This is a genomic window from Psychrobacter sp. CAM01, assembly GCF_032842965.1.
GTDB classification, from domain to species: domain Bacteria; phylum Pseudomonadota; class Gammaproteobacteria; order Pseudomonadales; family Moraxellaceae; genus Psychrobacter; species Psychrobacter celer.
Genome location: NZ_JAWJBL010000008.1, coordinates 525,086 through 543,366 on the forward strand (window position 1 = coordinate 525,086; position 18,281 = coordinate 543,366).

Annotated in this window: 8 protein-coding genes; 2 read left to right on the top strand and 6 right to left on the bottom strand. The window is 49.4% G+C overall.

Going from position 1 to position 18,281, the window contains the following annotated elements; all coding sequences use genetic code 11:
* Positions 1-119: 119 nt before the first annotated feature.
* The 6 genes from cydB to R0I52_RS05910 all read right to left on the bottom strand — a co-directional run bounded on the left by cydB (position 120) and on the right by R0I52_RS05910 (position 9,208).
* Positions 120-1,136 (bottom strand): cytochrome d ubiquinol oxidase subunit II, encoded by a 1,017-nt coding sequence (cydB, locus tag R0I52_RS05885; RefSeq protein ID WP_317053554.1) that lies wholly within the window; start codon positions 1,134-1,136, stop codon positions 120-122.
* Positions 1,136-2,632: a cytochrome ubiquinol oxidase subunit I gene (locus R0I52_RS05890; protein WP_410524033.1), complete on the bottom strand. Its 1,497-nt coding sequence runs from the start codon at positions 2,630-2,632 to the stop codon at positions 1,136-1,138. The genes cydB and R0I52_RS05890 overlap by 1 nt, the downstream gene beginning before the upstream one ends.
* Before the next feature lie 503 nt (positions 2,633-3,135).
* Entirely contained in the window at positions 3,136-5,565 is a 2,430-nt protein-coding gene (locus tag R0I52_RS05895; RefSeq protein WP_410524042.1) for an esterase/lipase family protein, read from the bottom strand.
* Positions 5,566-5,801: 236 nt separating this feature from the next.
* The gene (locus R0I52_RS05900; RefSeq protein ID WP_317053556.1) at positions 5,802-6,914 is read right to left on the bottom strand and encodes a hypothetical protein; all 1,113 of its coding nucleotides are present in this window, start codon (positions 6,912-6,914) and stop codon (positions 5,802-5,804) included.
* A 202-nt stretch (positions 6,915-7,116) separates the two neighbouring features.
* Positions 7,117-7,761, bottom strand: coding sequence for a 2-polyprenyl-3-methyl-6-methoxy-1,4-benzoquinone monooxygenase (gene coq7, locus R0I52_RS05905; RefSeq protein WP_317053557.1), 645 nt, complete (start codon positions 7,759-7,761; stop codon positions 7,117-7,119).
* A 115-nt stretch (positions 7,762-7,876) separates the two neighbouring features.
* A complete protein-coding gene (locus R0I52_RS05910; RefSeq protein WP_317053558.1) occupies positions 7,877-9,208 on the bottom strand; it encodes an MFS transporter in 1,332 nt (443 codons plus the stop codon).
* Positions 9,209-9,539: 331 nt separating this feature from the next.
* Here R0I52_RS05910 and R0I52_RS05915 point away from each other — a divergent pair, with 331 nt between their 5' ends.
* Complete coding sequence (locus R0I52_RS05915; protein WP_317053559.1) at positions 9,540-13,160, top strand: autotransporter assembly complex protein TamA; 3,621 nt, start codon at positions 9,540-9,542, stop codon at positions 13,158-13,160.
* 67 nt (positions 13,161-13,227) lie between these two features.
* Complete coding sequence (locus tag R0I52_RS05920) at positions 13,228-18,222, top strand: translocation/assembly module TamB domain-containing protein (protein WP_317053560.1); 4,995 nt, start codon at positions 13,228-13,230, stop codon at positions 18,220-18,222.
* The last annotated feature ends 59 nt before the right edge of the window (positions 18,223-18,281 follow it).

Here is an 18,281-nt window from a genome sequence, read left to right on the forward strand (position 1 = left end):
CATACGAGCGGACGTAGTGACCGTCACCTTTTGCGGTGGCCTGTCACTTTTTAGCTGTCATTTCTCTGATGCTACTTGTTGTTCATACTGCTTATGCTGACTTAGCACATATACTATGCCTAGTACATATGCTCATGATCTGTCTTGCCCTTAAAAGTATAGTAGGCAAAAGCGGTATAACTTAAGATAATCGGTAGCATGATAGCGGCCCCAATCAGCATAAAGGATAGCGAGGTGTCCGCTGCTGCTGCTTCATAAATCGTCATTTCATACGGGACGATATAAGGGAAAACGGCAAAACAGACCCCGATATAACCCATAAAAAATAGCGCCACCGTCAAGAGAAATGGGCGATATTCACGCTCCGTCTTTAGGTCTTTGCGCATCAAAAAGGCTAAGAGCAGCACGATAATCGGCATGGGTGCCAAATATAGCAAGCCTGGGAAGCTAAACCAGCCCTCAAGCGCCTTGATATCAGAAAAATACATAAAGCCTGTGACGACGACCATTGCGATGATCAGTGCCAATAGCATCCAGCCTGAAACCTTGCGTGCCCATACTTGTAAAGTATGCTCGGTTTTGATAATGAGCCACGTAGAGCCAAGGAGTGCATAGCCGATAATCATGGCGATGCCGCAAATGATAGAAAAAGGCGTGAACCAATCAAAAGGTCCGCCTGTATAGAGACGATTGCTTGCCTCAATCCCTTGTATCAACGCGCCCAACATTAGCCCTTGGCAAAAAGTCGCCACCACGGAGCCGATAAAGAAAAAACTGTCCCATACGTGCCGACGTGAGGAGGCTTTAAAACGAAACTCAAACGCCACGCCGCGCATGATCAGGCCAAACAGCATAAAAATGACTGGCAGATACAAGCCTGTCATGATAATACCATAAGCGACTGGGAAGGCTGCGAATAAACCGCCACCGCCTAGTACCAGCCACGTCTCGTTGCCGTCCCAAAAAGGCGCGATAGAGTTCATCATGCGGCTACGGTTCTTGTCTGAGCCTGCAAAAGGAAACAAAATACCGCAGCCCAAATCAAAACCATCAAGCAACACATAAATAAAGACAGATAAGGCAATCAAGCCGCCCCAGATCAAAGGTAAGTCTAATACATCACCGTAGTTAAACATTAGCGTAACCCTCCATCATCGACATCATCAGCAGGTGTATCGATATTTTCTTTTGTACTTTGACCAGGACTGCTATCACCGCTTAGTGTCCGTCCTTGACTCTCTGTGACTGAGTGCTCATAGAAGTTGTCCTCAGCGGGATCTTCAAACGGTTTTGGCCCCTGCGCGATCAGTCGCAAGATATAAAAACTCCCTGCGCCAAAGACAAACACATAAAGCACAATAAAACCAATCAGTGTCGTGGCGACTTGCTGGGCGGCGAGGGGTGACATACTCTCAGCCGTACGTATCACGCCATATACCGTCCATGGTTGACGTCCTGTTTCGGTAACAAACCAACCAGCCAGCAGTGCGATAAAACCAAGCGGCGTCATCATCATCCACGCACGGTGAAACCAGACACTTTGGGGGTCATACTGTTGTTTTTTAAAGTATTTATACAGACTAAATAAGCCGACCAACACCATAAGCATGCCAATACCGACCATAATACGAAACGCCCAAAACACAATAGCCACAGGGGGCTGATCTTCAGGTGCCCAGTTTTTGAGACCCTTAACCTCACCATCAAACGAATGGGTGAGAATCAAGCCTGAAACATAAGGGATGGCCACCTCGTACTTATTGGTTTGGTTTTCTTGATCAGGCAGCGCAAACAAGCGCAGCGCCGCGCCGCGCTCATTTTCCCAGATACCTTCCATAGCAGCGATTTTGGCTGGCTGATGCTCTAGGGTGTTAAGACCGTGCTCATCACCAATCAATACCTGTGCTGGCGCGACAAATATCGCCATAATCATCGCCATACCTAACATGACACGGCCATGCTGACGGTGCTCTTTGTGCTTTTTAGATTGCAGATAGTAAGCACCGATACCGCCAACGACAAAGGCGGTGGTCAAAAACGCCGCCGTCATCATATGGGCATAACGGTAAGGAAAAGATGGGTTAAAGATAATCTCAAACCAGTTGGTAGGATATAAGATGCCATCCGCGCCCAGCATAAAGCCCTGCGGCGTCTGCATAAAGCTGTTGGCAGACAAAATCCAAAACCCTGAAATCAGCGTACCGATGGCGACGATGGCTGTCGAAGCAAAGTGCATCCGCTTACTTACGCGGCCCCAGCCAAACAGCATAATCCCCAAAAAGGACGCCTCTAAGAAAAACGCGGTCAACACCTCATAGGCAAGTAGAGGGCCTAAAACGTTACCGGCTTTGTCCGAAAACACCGCCCAGTTGGTACCGAACTGGTAGGACATCACCACGCCCGAGACCACCCCCATACCAAAGACCACGGCAAATATTTTGACCCAATGCTTATAGACTTCAGCATAAATAGGCTCGCCGGTCTTTAACCAACGGAACTCAAGCACCGTCAGCCAGCTGGCCAGACCAATAGAAAAGGCGGGAAAAACAATATGAAATGAGATAACAAAAGCGAATTGGATACGCGCAAGCATCAGCGCATCGAGCTGGTCAATCATAAACGTAGCGAACATAAACGGTTACCCTTATCTGTTAGCTGAATAGCGCAGGCTTCCCTCAAACGCTCAAATAACAGTCTGCATACTGTCTTTATTTATATATAGGCAATAGGCAGATTGTGTTTCAGTATGGATTAGCGCGCGACCTAAATGATACATGGTGGCTAAGCTAACGACTGTTTAGCTGAATTAAGTAATTTACATCCTTATAAATTAATACATGACTGTTATGTGCTGTCAATATATTATGCGCCTCCCTTGGTACACACGCAAGCGATGCAGCACCCTGACGACCTACCTAGTAGTCACGAATATTTGGGGTAAAAAAACCGCTAATTTATCTAAAAACAACAGTAAAAACAATGTCTTATGATAAAGTGCCTGCGCTGCTATCAAGACGCCTATCAAGCTTATCTATCACTAAGCGGGGTACAAATCTGCAACATGTTATCAGTTTGTAGCGCTTCTACATTTCCTTACAGTCAGCTCCTTATTATCTGCCGGCAACGGCTTGAGTGTTATTTTTGCAATTGCTTGTGCAAGATCCGCCGTAGCGTCAAGATGGTCTGGGGGTTGCTCTGAATGCTATGACCCCCGTTTATAATGGTCTCAGAAGCTGCACCGTCTAAGTGCGCACTGGTATAAGGCACGATGCCGTCTGATAGACGTTCAGTCAACGCTTGGCTGATGTTTTTATCGACGGTGACTGCGGCCACCAGCGGCTGTGTCGATGCTTTATCGTTAGCAGCGTCGGCGGTGTCGGTAGCGCTAGTATTGGTAGCGTGATTGTCTTTCTCGTCTTTTATGGCTTGTGATAAGTCGATTTTGGCATTGCCTGGCTGCATCTGTGCCAGCCCTTTGGTGATATCTGAGTCGTTATTGGCGATGATGGAGTGATAAGTAATACGGTCATTGATGGAGATGTCTCGAGTCAATTGAATAAATGAGGATTTGTCACTCAATTGGCTGGCACCGTTTTGTAGGTATAGAGCGCCAAGTGGGTTTTGTGCCAAGTCGCCTTGGGTGGCAATGGTCGCCAGATTATCTGTGACCGTCTTGACCAGCCCAACGGGCAGATACACGATGCGGCGCAGCGCGCGGGTAAACCAGCGGTCTGCATAATCTGTGCCGCGAAATGGCGCTGATAAAAAAACCGCCGTATCCACTTGCGGTAAGGCGTTGAGCTCAAAGCGCTCTTTGAGCTCGGTCTCACCAAATGAGGCTTTAAGAGCATCGCGAATTTGCCGCTTTTCGCTATTAGAGAGTAGGTTTTGATCGTCTAAGCTGTCTAAATCGTCGACCAGATTGTCGTCTGATAGCATCATACGGGCGATGACAGCGCCCATGCTGTGGCTGATAATCACGCTGTTTTTGCTGGCGCGGTTCTGCCCTTGCGGGTCGGTTTGGGCATAAGTACTATTGATTAGGCGCTGGATTTGATAGCGGTTTTCTAAGATTGGTAGATTGGTAGGATAAAATATCTGCCAGACTTGATAGTTATCGCGCAGCTTATCATCGTTTAAGATATCGTTGGTCAAATTGACCCACGTTGCAGGGCTAGAGGCGAGGCCGTGCAGCATAATCAGCACGCGCTTATCAGGGTCATAGGGCTCGAGCATAAACAGCTTGGGCAGTCGGGCGTCAGGCTGGCGAGTGATGAGATTAAGATAACCGACACCGTCCAGCTGGTTTTCTGCCAACCAAAGACCATAGCCTGCCGAAAAATTGGCCGCGATGGGGTAGTTGTCACTCAAAATATTGACGTGCTCTGTTTGGTACGGGTTATAGAGGTGGATATCGAGCGTGCGGCTGCTCAGCACGTCTAAAACGCTATCGCCGCTAGGCTTGATAAGACCGGTCAATAACAGATGGCCTGTAGGATAGATACGCGAGCTTGGGTCGCTCTCATTGACGCTATTGCTGTTCTGCTCATGGGATAAGCGCCCCGCCAACGACGACGCCAATAGTTGCCGAATCGTCGTGGTATAACGATCATCTAACGATGCCACTAAGCTGATGCCCAGCCCCTGACGTTTGCTGATAGAATTTAGGCCAGAGAGGCGCAGCTCGTAAGTGGAGACCAGATCAGCGAGTGCTGAGGCTTGCTTATGCGCGTTTTGTAAGTAGCTGGTTTCGTTTGGTAGATAGACGCCAAGCTGATAGTCATCAACGGCTATTTTCATCACTTTGATTTGGTCAGTGGGTTTGCCTGTGAGCGGTGATAAATTGGCGATGGCTGCTTGCTCGCTGCTAGCACGCTTGCTTGAGGTGATGGGGAGATATTCTATCTGTGCCTCGCCCATCAGTTTGTCCGTGCCATCAGCGGACTTGTATAGCTGAGTGATGATATCGTTGCTGGCCGCGTTATATATGTCTTGGGTCTGAATATCCGTATCATTGGGAATACGACTTTGCTGCTGCGACTGCCCGCTGACCTTATCCGCTCCCTCAAAATCGTGTACGAGCGCATCATAAAACAAATAGGTGTAGCTCGTTTTTACCGCATCAAATAGCCGCTCTTGATAGTCATTGAGACAGCGACTGGTGTTTTGTTGTTGGGCTTTGGATTCTTCTGCACTTAGCGGCGCATTGGCATAATAGGGATCAAGCGGCGGACGAGACAAGGCGTCGCGGCAAGCTTGCGAGCGTGCCAGCTGACGGGCTTTGGCATAGTGTAGCTCGGCAAAAATCGCTAAAGCAGGGCGGTAGTGCTCATTTAATATGCTATCGGTCAGCTGCGTCAAGCACAGATCAAACTGCTGCATACAGGCTTGCTCGTTTAGTCCTGCAGATAGCAGCGCTGAGGCGGTGTCACTACTCAGTTTTTTATCAGTGACGATATTGCCGCGCTGGTCGGTGATGGTCTTGGCGGAGGTTTGTTTGTTGACAGACACCGTGCTACAGGCAGGCAGTAGCGCTACTGCGGCAAGCAAGACTGCTAGGGTCATCGACCGCGTTTTTTGATTGGTGTGCATCATCGGTTTGATAAGGCTAAGCGGCGTCATAAGTCGGTCCCAAAAACGAGTAACGAAAAGGCGAAGGAGTGCCGGCAGGCGTGCAGATAAGTGTAGCGTAACTTTTGCGATTAGACTATTTATTATCCAGCAAAAAAACGCCTTCATTTTTCGTGAGAAAATGAAGGCGCTATAAGGACTATCGGTCAAACGTGCTGATGTACAGCAGATTAGATGCTTGGTTTGACATTGATGTCAGGGGCAGGAATATCCCAAATATAAAACTTACCTTCTTCGATAAGTTTGATTTGCTGAGGGATAATGTCGTTGTCGGGGTTCTGACTTTCGAGGCGACGCAGACGCTCCAAGGCTTTGTCACGGCGATCGCTAAGAAGGTCTGACTGTGCCAAGCTTTGCTCTGCTTCGGTATAGCCCAACGAGACGGCACGGTCTAAGTACTTTTGACCTTCTTTAAACCCGCCGCCTTCTGAGAGCATCATGCCATATAAGAAGTTGGCTTCGCCGCTGTCTGGTTGGATTTTGATGGCGCGATCCACATACTGTCCACCGCGGATGGTATAGTCCGAGCCCAAGTCTAGGTTGCGGCCCATGCCATTGAGCTTCGCTGCCCGAATCAGTACATCATAAGACGCGTTTGGCGCTTTTGCATAAGGCTCAATCCACTCTGCCAATACCTTGATTTTTTCGCGGGTGTAGTGGCGCTGTGAGCGGTTAGGGAAGTTGGGTGGGTAATGACGAGCGTTGGGTGAGACATCTTTGATAAAGTCATCGAGTAGGCTGACATCAAGCTTGTCATTATTATCGCCCGTCTTCTGCGGAATCAGTACCGTTGGCACAAAGCTGACATCAGACAGTTGTACTTGCGGAGTGGGGATGTTGGTCAGCTGACCACTACGAAGGTCGATGCCAGTGGCACTCATCGGACCTGGGTCGTAGACACGTGTGGTACCAGTAAATTCAGGCGTCGCTGGTGGTCTGACGTCTTGTGGCTGCAACGTACTCATCGGCGGGCGGTTTTGTACGGTGGGCGGCTGCGGGGCGGGGACGGTTTGCGGTGCGGCAGCTTGAGGGGCTGATGCATTGTTTGTGCTAGCCGCGTTATCCGCCTTTGGCTGAGCCAGACGAATGACACGTTTGCTTGAGTCGATGGCGCTCGGTACAGAGGTGGCGTTAGTGGCATCAGTCGCGCTGCTAGCAGCTTGTGCTTCGGCTGCATGAGCAGGCGCAGAGAGCATCATGGCGCAAGCGGCAGCAACGGCTGTCAGAGTTGCCAGCGCTGGCGCTTTGGGAGATACGCTGGTCGATAACGTAGTGGCTTTCATAAAAATAGATACCTTATTAGTAAGTCAGTGTTTATTAGTATTCATAGGTCGGTTGTTGTATGATTTTATAATGTAGCTGATGGGTAGTATTTACTCATCAGAAGATACCTGAGACATCTCAGGGCAAAATCGTACAAATTTTTCATACCCTAGCAAATTAAACTGAGCGCTATCAGTAGTAGGATTGTTAATACGATAGCTTTTATAAGTGGTAAGCGGTGGCCTTCATACGGTTGGCCATCCAGCGCATCGTCTGGCGTACAGCGGGTGACAGCGTTGCACCTCCGTTTGCGAGCGCCAGCTCACGGTGATGCAGCTCTTCGATATCCATTTGTGCCAATATCTCTTTTGAACGCTGGTCTTGCTCTGGTAGCTGGGTGATATGATCTTGTAAATGCTCGCTGACTTGCGCTTCTGTCTCGGCGACAAACCCCAAGCTAAACTCATTGGAGATAGCACCTGCCACCGCACCCAGACCAAAAGACATGCCGTACCACAGCGGCGTAAAAATACTGACATGGCTACCCAGCTCGTCTAGCCGAGTTTCACACCATACCAGATGGTCGACTTCTTCTTCGGCAGACTGCTGCATGGCTTGTTTGACGCCGTCGTCTTTTGCGCTAAAGGCTTGACCGTGATACAGGCCTTGCGCGCATACTTCGCCTGTGTGATTGATGCGCATCAGCCCTGCGACATGACGTGCCTCGGTGATGCTCAGCTCAGGAATCTCATCACTACTCACCGGTAAGGGGCGCGTGCTAGGATTTGAATGTGGGACGACAGCTCGTAACGCCTTATCGACCCCAACTAACAACTGGTCGACTTTGGACAAAGGACGCGGGGCCATAATTCACTCCTCATGACTTATAATCAAAAACAACAAACATTACTATAGCAAACAATCCAAAATATCAGCACCACTATTTACTATGCACGTGCCTACATATCGTCTGCGAAATGTATTATAAAACGCTCGCATCATGAGTTTGAATGACCGCCGCTTTGATATGTTTATGCAGCTTGATATACAAAAACACGCCAAAGGCGATATTCAGCAGGCCTGTCACCAAAAACAACTGCGGTAGCGTCAAACCCAAGGCGTTTAAAATAACAATCGAAAAAATCGCTGAGGTGACCATAAATATCGCATTAAAGATATTGTTGGCCCCCACGATACGAGCACGATGGCTTTTTGGCGCATATGCCTGCATCGACGCATATAGTGGCACGATGTACAAGCCGCCACTAAAACCCAAAAAGAATAAATCAGCAAAGACGCGCCACGTGCCACTCATCCCAACCAGCTCACCGATACCCAGCAGTGTGCCATCAGCGACAGCCATATTTAGGCTAGATAAGGACCAATATAAGTCGACAGCAAAAATACTCAAGCCTGCGATACCAAACGGTAGTAGCCGTAAGCTGACTTGGTTTTTGGTCAGTGACTTACATAGCAGCGAACCGATCGATACGCCAACTGAAAACAGCGTTAATAAAAAAATCACCACCGACTCATCACCGTGCAAGATGACCTTGCTAAACTCTGGCGTCTGCGTCAAAAACGTCGCGCCATAAAACCAAAACCAGCTATTGCCAAGGATGACAAAAAACAAAAACGGCAAGGAGTATAGATAGCGTACTGTACTCAAACTGGTGGTGAAGATATTCCAGTTGATTGTCAGCGCCGGCTGCATCGCAGGCATCAGCGGGATAAAGCGCGCGGCCAAATAGCCTAGCATAGCCACCAGCAGCACCGTCGCACTGATCCAATAAAGCGATGCGGAGAGCTGCGTCAATACCCCAGCGACTATCATCCCCAGTAAAATCGCCAGTGAAGTGCCCATCTGAAACAAGCCATTAGCGCCGACCAGCTCATTTTCTTTCATCGCTTGTGGCAGATAAGCGTACTTGATCGGTCCAAAAAACGTCGAATGCGTGCCCATCAAAAACAGCGCCACAAACAGCAAGCCATACCATTCAAAGACAAACCCCACGGCTGCCACCGCCATAATCACCAGCTCAAGCAATTTAATAAACTGCGTCAGCTTGGACTTTTCAAACTTATCAGCGATTTGGCCTGCCAATGCCGAAAATAAAAAATAAGGCAAAATAAACAGCATGGCGGCCAAGTTGTTTAAGATACTGACTTCCATACCCAGCTGGCTTGCTGCCGTATACGTCAGTACCAATATCAGCGCTTGCTTAAAAATATTGTCATTAAAGGCGCCCAAAAACTGCGTAAAAAACATGGCGCTAAAACGGCGATGCTTAAATAATTGAAACTGATTTGCCATGAAAGTTCCTACCGATGGGTCGCGGTTGGTGAGTAAAAAACCGTCAAATAAAACAGTCGGGTGACTGTGATTGTTATTAATATCAATAATTTATAAAAATATAGCATAAGGCTTGTAGCCATTAAGCCGTATAATAGCAAGGCTTTGCCAAAAATACATGCGTACAACGCTATGATTTCATAATTATCTAAGTTATGATTTGTAAATTTATATGGCTATATTGCCAAATATAGTGATAATTCAGACCACTGCGATAAGTTTATTCACCGGTAATGCTGAACAATGGTCATCGTTGTTGATACGGTACCGCGTGAGCTGATAGGAATCAATCATGAAGCACCAGCCATCAACTCTAACGCACAACGTATCGCTGACGCCGCAGGATACCTGTGATCATAGCGCGATTGCCCGTAGTACTATCCGCTCTGATAACAGCGCTCGACCTCACGCCGTATGCGCGCACTTCACGCGCTCAGCATTATTTACCGCGCTGACGACCAGCTTGGTGGGTTTCGGGGTAGCGCCTATGGTATGGGCTGATACACCGCCTACGGTCATGGTCAAAGCTCCTGTCACTCAGCCTGCTAATAGTCGTTCAAGCGCTAGCTCAGCGCCGCGTGAGCCGTTAGAGGACGACTCGCAAATAGATGCCGCACTAGATGCGCTACGCCTAAAAAAAGCGGTGGAGCAAGGTATTGTCGATCAATCTGTGCTCGATGAGTATAGTGAGCAAAGCCTAGGCCTCAAAAAGTCAAACGTTAAAAAACCAACCGTTAAAAAATCAAATAGTGAAACGTCAGGTGCTGTAAATAGTAACTCTTCAATTAACGACCCCTCAAACCGATCAAATAACCTGACGAATAATACAAACGGCGCTGACCGTCATCAAAAAGATCAGGGAAGTATGATTGGTGGTGTCGATAACGATGCGCTGAATAACAACTTAATTAACGACAATTCACCTAACGACAATGCCCTAAATAATGACGCGCTGGCTAGTGATATGCCTAATACAGGCGCGAACGACAATCTGTTGCAGCAGGCCGCTGAGATACAGCAGCAAGGCCATCAGATGATGACGCCTGAGCAGATAGAGCGTGAGCTGGCAGCTATTAATCGTCAAAACAGCGCCATGCTAGAGAGTAATAGCACGGTGACTGGCAATAGCAATATCAGCCCCCTTGATGGTGCTGGTCGCTATGACAGAGACTTTGACGCTCCGATTGCCAGTTTGGACGATACCACTCCGCCTGTGGGTTTGGATGTGGCGCTGGATGCCACCAATTTGCCAACCCCAAGTAACTTGGAGACGCTGGGTAAAAACGAGAAAGATGAGCGCGCGGCAACACAAGCGCAGACAGACGAAGTGATGTCGCGCCCGATCGATGTTAGTGACTCGGTCAGTAGTGGCCGCACTAATGAAGCGACTGATAGCGAGATTGTGGCCAATACCAGCGCCGCTAATGGAGAAGGCACCGCAGCACAAAATATCAATCCTGATGACTATTTGCCAGATTATCAAACCGATACGCAGGCAGTCAGCCAAAGTATCGAGCAAGCTGATGAAAAAAGACCGCTAGCCCGTAACAATGGCAATATCATCAAGCGCCTTTATAATCGATTGTTTAATGGTGGGGTGAGGGCGTTGCCGCATGTCGACACCACTGTCTATCTGCAGCAGGCAGCAGATGCAAACGATGGTAAACCGAAGCTCAAAAAAGCCGATGATGATACCCAACCGATAAAAAACATCAAAGCGGCGCTGGATGATACGACGGTTCAGTCGGTCGTTGACTTTACTGCAGCTTTGCCTCGCCTGCGTCAGACAGCATTAGATGCGGCAAAAGCGGTAGGGTATTATGATGTGACTTTGCGCTTGCGTCAGCCTAACAGCGATAGGATTGATGTCATCATCGAAAAGCTGGGAGAGCCTGTGCGTGTGGATAGCCGCATCGTCGAGATTCGCGGCGAAGGCGGTGAGCAGCCGGAGTTTGCTGCGCTCGAAACGGACTTGCCACCACAAGAGGGCGATATCTTTAACCACCGCGTCTACAAAAACAGCAAAGCGACTTTGGAGTCGTTGAGTAACACTTATGGTTATTTTGATGAGTATTGGCTAAACAAATCGGTTGATATTATCTTGCCAGACAACACCGCTGACGTCGCCTTGGTTTATAACACAGGCGATCGTTACGAGTTTGATGACGTGGTGTTTTTTACTTATGATGAAGCGACCAATACTCTGACACGAGACCCTGACAAGCTGCCTGTTGAGATGTCATTGTTACAGCAGCTCATCGGCTTTGAGCCGGGCGACAAGTTTTATCGGCCAGCGGTGACCAAGTTTAGTAACGATTTGTCGGCGACCCGTTATTTTAACACCGTCAACGTAGAGTCCATCTTGCCACCTGATGAGAGCAGTGAGGCGAGCACTTTGGCTTTTGACAATGCGCCTACTGCCAATACTGCGTCTACTGCCAATGGCGATGAGGTGTTGGACAATGATGTCAATAATGGTACGACCAACAATGCCGCCACGGCAGCCAGCACAGCGAGTAATGACGGGCGTATGAGTGCAGAAAGCAGCGGTGTCGCAAGCGAAAGCTCGGCCAGTAATAGCGGCGCGACGGTCGATCCTGCCGATATCGTGGCCATCGAGTTTGAGGCAGATGAAGCCACGCTGGATAAGCTACAAGCCATCAAACAAAAAGCTGAGCGTTTAAGCCGCTTGCCAAATGATCGCGTACTTGATGAAAAAGACCAAGAGGCAGATAGCATCTTGGGTAAAATCAGTGACTCCATCAGTAATGTGGCACAAAAGATATTTCCAGATGAAAAAAACTTACTGGCCGACGAAAACTTTGTGCCGCCCACGCTGGCAGGACGTAAAACCCCGCAAGACGTGGCTGAAAGCAAAAAAGTACCGCTGTATGTTTTTGTGTCCTCCAACAAGCCGCGTGATGCGCAAGTCGGTCTAGGTTATGGGACAGATACAGGTGTCAGGGCCACTGCCAAAATAGATTATAATTTGCTCAATCGTCAAGGCTATCAAGCAGGGGTAGAGACTGAGGTTTCAAGAATCACGAAAAATGTCGCTGTCTATGGCAGCAGGCCTTGGAAACACCCGCTCAATGATAAGTTAGATGGGCGTCTGACCTATGAAGAAGAGGTTATTGATCAAGGCGAAGGTAACTTTGATTTGTCCACCAAAACGCTAAAAGCGGCCATTGCCCGTAACATCCGCCGCGACAGTGGCTGGAACCGCAGCTACTCTATGCGTTATCGCTTAGATGAGCTAGAGACGGGCGTAAATGAGACAGAGCTTGATGACCTGCCCATTCGCTTTACGTCTTCTAAACCCAAACAGCGAGCATTACTGTTTGGCTATGGCATGAACAAAACCGACGTGGACAGTACGACCAACCCGACTCGCGGTATCCGCCAGTATTACTCGCTCGAAGCTGGGACTGACAAAGCGCTGAGCGACACCGACTTGGCCATTGTTCGCGCTGGTGTCAGTGGTATTTATAGTTTTGGTGACGATAAAAAACATCAGGTATTAAGCAGTCTCAATACAGGCTATATTTGGGCAGATGATTTTTATGATGTGCCTTATAAGCTGCGTTTTTTTGCAGGCGGCGACCAAAGCATTCGCGGCTACGACTATGAGAGTTTATCCCCGCTGGATAAGGGCTACTTGACGGGTGGGCAGGTGCTGGCAGTCGGTAGCGCTGAGTATAACTATGAGTTTAGACCAGGGTTTCGCGGTGCTTTCTTTACGGACGTGGGTAATGCCTACGACAAAGACTTTGAGACAGATACCAAGGTCGGCGTCGGTGTCGGTATCCGCTGGGCTTCCCCTGTCGGCGTGGTACGGGTGGATGTCGCCGCGGGTGTGACAGAGGAGAGTATTCCGGTTAGACTGCACTTCTTTATTGGCTCGCCCTTATAGCTTTATCGTCGTTTTTCATATTTATCGTGCCATTGCTGGTCATCATTTTTTAACGTAGTTGAGTGTCATGCTGACAAAAAACACCCCGCCCAATAACGCACCAGATGAAGACCCAGCACAGCGCGATGCTCGTGCTGTCAGGCGTTGGTATCCGCTGTCTTTTTTGCTCAAACTGCTGGTACTCATCACCATCGTCTTGGCGATTATGTTGGTGGCGTTTTTTTATGCTGCGGGTACCGAGTCGGGCACGAAGTTTATTTTAGAAAAAGTCAGCGCTGAGACAGGCATTGATTTTAAATATGGCCGTGGCAATTTGCGCGATGGTATTTGGGTTAGCGATATCGATATCAACGCGACTGACGACCTTGAGGTATTGGTCGATAAGGCGTATGTCAAAATAGGCTGGCGTGCGGTGTTTGCCAAAGAAGTGCATTTGCGCGATGCAGACATTCATACCATCGAGATCATCAACAACCAGCCGCCAACGGACGAGCCATTTGACTATAAAACCCTGCAACTACCAGTGAACCTGCGTTTTGATCAGGCTAAAATAAAAAACATCATTTATAAACAAGTGACCAAAGAGCCTATCGTGGTGCATGATATCGCCGCCCGTGATTTGACATGGGTTGGTACGCAAGTCACCGTAGGTCGCGGCGACTTGCAGTATGCTGATATCGTCAACGTCAGCGCATTGCAAGGTGAGATTGAGCTGCAGGGTGATTACCCGCTAGATTTGAGCGCTATCGTAGAGGTCAGCGCGCTAGAAAAAGCCTATATCGATCCGCTCGATGTCACGGCCACAGGTACGCTAAAACGCACCGTTGGTAAAGTGCGTAGCCGCTATAACGACAGCGATGTCAGCGGTAGTTTTGTCGCTCAAGGTTTAGATGACGGCTCGCCATTTCAGGCAAAGCTGCAATGGGATGATATTTTGATTCCGTATGCTGAGAGCCAAAACATCCGCCTACAAAGCGGTACAGCGACAGCCACAGGGGTCATCTCCGAGATACGTCTGCGCATCAATACCGAGCTGACTGCCAAAGACATCCCATCAGGACATTATCAAGGCCGCGGTATCATTGCCAATAGTCAGCTGCGCGTCGATCGCTTAGATGCTCAAGTACCCGCGGGTAATCTTGTATTACAAGGCATCTTGGACTGGCAAGACAGCTTTGATGCCAAAGTGCGCGCCACTGGCAGTAACTTTGATATTCGCCGCGCCATTCCAGATGACTACGCCGACTTTAAAGCATATGCACCGCAAAAACTAAATGGCAGACTGTCAGTCCATTATCAGCAGCAAGACAGTAATGGTAATCTACAGATAGATGCTGATTTGCGCCAGCGTGATGGCGAGCACGTCAACGCCAATATCGCTCGTGGCAAAGCATCGGCCAAATCCACACAAGCCGCGCCTTGGTATATCGATGCCAATTGGCAAAACCTCATCCGCCGTGATGTACCAAGCATCGGCAATATCGACAGCCCACGTGGGCAAGCAGACGTCATCATTCGCGGCTCGCGCCTGTCGGTCGATGCCAATGCCACCATCAATGAGCTAAACGCTGCCCCTAAAGGCAACTATGATGTACGCGTGCGTAAAGTCGGCGACGTCATTGATATCAATCGTCTTAACTATAATGGCGTGGTGGGCGACTTGTCTGGTACCGGCCAGATCCAATTGGCGCGCAAAAACCGTCCGCTGACATGGCAGATAGATGCACGTACCAATGGCTTGCGACCAAAAGCGTATCGTAGCGACTTGCCGCTAGAGCGCCTGACTGGCAGTATTAGCGTGCGTGGTCGTTTGCTCAATATCAACAAGGGCGGCGCGCGCGGCCAGCGTCATATCGTCACCCTAAACAATACTGACTTACAAGCAGCGCTTGATGCCACACAAGACGGCCGTCTTATTGGGCTGACAGGCACAGGCGATGCCAGTGTCGATATCGTCGGAGGTGAGCTGTCGGTATTTGACGCTCGTTTTGATGGTCATGTCGATACCGCTGATGTACCAAAAGGTCGCCTCTCAATTGACGCAGCGGGCACGCCAAAACTCATCAGCATTCGAAACGTAACCTATAACGGTGAAGCAGGGGCGGTCAATGCCGAGGGCGTCGTCGACCTGCGTAACCATATCGGCTGGACAGTAGATGGTCGGTTTGACAAGTTTAACGTGGGATATTTTTTACCTAATAATCCAGCGATTATCACAGGCGACTTGACCACCAGCGGTGTGTGGCAAACGGCCGCCAAAAACACCCCCAACGCCTCAGGAAAGTTGCAGCGTTTTGCTATAAACTTCGATGGCGTGTTAGACGCCGAGCAGCTGCCAGCGGGTCAGCTGACGATAGATGCCAGCGGCGATGCTCAGTTGATTCGTATCAAGCGTCTGCGTCATATAGGCGCTGCGGGTAGTATCGATGCGACAGGTACGGTTGATGTACGTCAAGGCATCGCGTGGGATATCAAGGCGGTCATGGATCGTTTTAATATCGGATACTTCCTAAAAGATACGCCAAGCCTCATCACTGGCACGATCGATACGGATGGCCGCTGGGGCGACAATCAGCAAACCGTCAATATCAGACAGGTCGATCTAAGTGGTCGACTAAAAGGCCAGCCGCTCAGTGCCAAAGGCAGCTTGACGGCGAAAATGCGGTTGCCAAAAGATATAGCAAGCTACTTTAAGCGCTTACAAACGCAGGATGCGCAAGCGCAGTATAAACAAGTCAATGCGCTAATCGATAGCTTAAATGCCGATAATTTGGTGCTACGCTGGGGCGACAACTACGTCACTGCTGATGGCAACGCCCAGCAGCTACAAACCAAAATCAATATCACAAGCCTTGATCAGCTATCAGACAAATTTGCGGGTAAAGTCACAGGCGGCGCAACCTTATCGCAGCCAGCAGGACAGGCACTGCCCACTATTTATATCGATTTGGTCGGTGAGCGCATCGCGCTGCCAGGATTTATCCTGCGTCAAGGCCGCGTGCGCGGCAAGCTTGTCAATTTAGCAAACAGTCCAAGCCAGCTTATCGTGACGGCAGAAGGTCTGGATGCGGCAGGGCAAAGCTTTAAAAGTGTCAAAGCGTCCTTTAATGGCACCGAGCAAGCTCATGTGGTCGATCTGGATGTGGCTAATGAGCAGCTCGATATTGGTGCTAGACTCAAAGGCGGCTTTAATCGTGACAAGCTTGTCTGGTCAGGGGTCATCGGTAAAGGGCGTATAAAGTCTAAATACGCTACCCTAAACCAGCTGCAGCCTGCTCAGCTGATTGTCAACTTGCCTCATGAGCAAAACGGCAGTCGCAACGACTTTAAAGTACAGCTGGCCGCACACTGCTGGCAAGCGTCTGACCAAAGTGGCAAGCTGTGCCTACGCGACAACTTAATTGCCTCACCAGATAAAGGCGAAGTCAATATCGCCTTACAAAACCTCGATACCACGCTGTTTTCAGTATTTTTGCCCAAAGATATTGACTGGCATGGCAAGATAAATGGTAAGGCTATCGTTGGCTGGCAGCGCGGTCGTCCACCGACCATCAATACCACGCTATACTCGGACAATGGCAAAATCGGCTTGATTCAGGATGGTGATAGTGCGCCAGTGACGTTACCGTACAAACGCGTGTCCCTGATTGCGTTGTCGGTGCCTGAAGGTATCAAGCTACGCACAGATATCAATACAGGGCGCGGCGCCCGTGGCTATGCTGAGGTGGTTGTAGACCCCTATAAGACCCCCAAGCCAATCTCTGGCGCGCTGGTACTCAATGAGCTGAATTTAGCGATATTTAAGCCGTTTTTCCCCGGCATGCGAGTGTTGGAGGGCAATGTCACGATGGCAGGTGGTCTGGGCGGTACATTGGATAAACCGCAGTTTTATGGCGATGTCAAACTGGCAGATGGCCGTATTGCCATGCTTGATTTGCCCGTCAATCTGACCAATGTCAATACTGAGGCCAAAATCCGCGGCACTCAGGCGACCATCGATGGTACCTTTAATAGTGGTTCGGGCACAGGTACTTTGACAGGCACGGTGAATTGGCAGCAAAAACTGCAAGCCAAGCTCAGTGTCGTCGGTGAGCGCTTGGTTATCACCCAGCCGCCTTTGCTCGTCGCTGAAATCAACCCTGACATCGATATCATCGTGCGCCCAGGCGATCGCTATATCGATATCAAAGGGGCAGTGAGCGTGCCGTCAGCGACCATCCGTCCGCCAGAGGCCAGCGAAGATATCATCACTCAGACAGAAGATGCCGTCGTTCTCGACCGCCGCTTGATTGGCAATATCGATGAGGTATTAGCAGTCTCCAAGCCTTGGTCGATCAATGCCGATATCGGTGTCGACTTGGGTGACGATATCAACTTCCGCGGCTTTGGCGCGGTCATTCCTCTGGCTGGGGCGATTAATATCAATCAAACTGGCACTGGTATCATGCGCGCAAAAGGGGTGGTGCAGGTATCACGTCGTACCAATATCAACGCGTTTGGTCAAAGTCTGGAGCTAAACTATGGGCAAGTACGCTTTAATGGCGATGTGATGAAGCCCAACCTTAGTATCGAGGCGGTCAAAACCATCAGTGGTAAGACGGTGGGCTTACGGGTTAAGGGTAATACAGAAAACCCAAATATCATCGTCTTTAATAATGCAGGACTCACCCAGCAGCAAGCGATGAATGCTCTGGTCACCGGTCGAATCAATAACAAGAGCGCCACCCAAATCAGTGAGCAAGGCTTTAAGTCGCAGGTCACCAACAACTTAGCGGCGGCCGGCTTGAGCTTTGGCCTTAGCGGCACGCGCAGCCTGACCAACCAGATAGGTCAGGTGTTTGGTTTGCAAAGTCTGACCGTAGATGCCTCAGGCAGTAGTGAAGACACCAATGTCAATGTCACAGGTTATGTGACGCCGGATCTGTATATTCGCTATGGCGTGGGGGTGTTTAATGCCCAAAACAGCTTGTCTATTCGTTATCAGCTGACACGGCGCATCTACGTCGAGGCCACCTCAGCTGCAGAAAACGCGGTGGATGTGGTATATAGCTGGCAGTTCTAAAATGGATATGGTTAATTGAACATAAAACAGTTATAGATTGAGAGTCGCGACTGGTATAA

Bases quoted from the DNA above. Each gene is read 5' to 3' on its own strand.
- cydB (WP_317053554.1), bottom strand. From the start codon at position 1,136: ATGTTTAACTACGGTGATGTATTAGACTTACCTTTGATCTGGGGCGGC.
- R0I52_RS05890 (WP_410524033.1), bottom strand. From the start codon at position 2,632: ATGTTCGCTACGTTTATGATTGACCAGCTCGATGCGCTGATGCTTGCG.
- R0I52_RS05895 (WP_410524042.1), bottom strand. From the start codon at position 5,565: ATGACCCTAGCAGTCTTGCTTGCCGCAGTAGCGCTACTGCCTGCCTGT.
- R0I52_RS05900 (WP_317053556.1), bottom strand. From the start codon at position 6,914: ATGAAAGCCACTACGTTATCGACCAGCGTATCTCCCAAAGCGCCAGCG.
- coq7 (WP_317053557.1), bottom strand. From the start codon at position 7,761: ATGGCCCCGCGTCCTTTGTCCAAAGTCGACCAGTTGTTAGTTGGGGTC.
- R0I52_RS05910 (WP_317053558.1), bottom strand. From the start codon at position 9,208: ATGGCAAATCAGTTTCAATTATTTAAGCATCGCCGTTTTAGCGCCATG.
- R0I52_RS05915 (WP_317053559.1), top strand. From the start codon at position 9,540: ATGAAGCACCAGCCATCAACTCTAACGCACAACGTATCGCTGACGCCG.
- R0I52_RS05920 (WP_317053560.1), top strand. From the start codon at position 13,228: ATGCTGACAAAAAACACCCCGCCCAATAACGCACCAGATGAAGACCCA.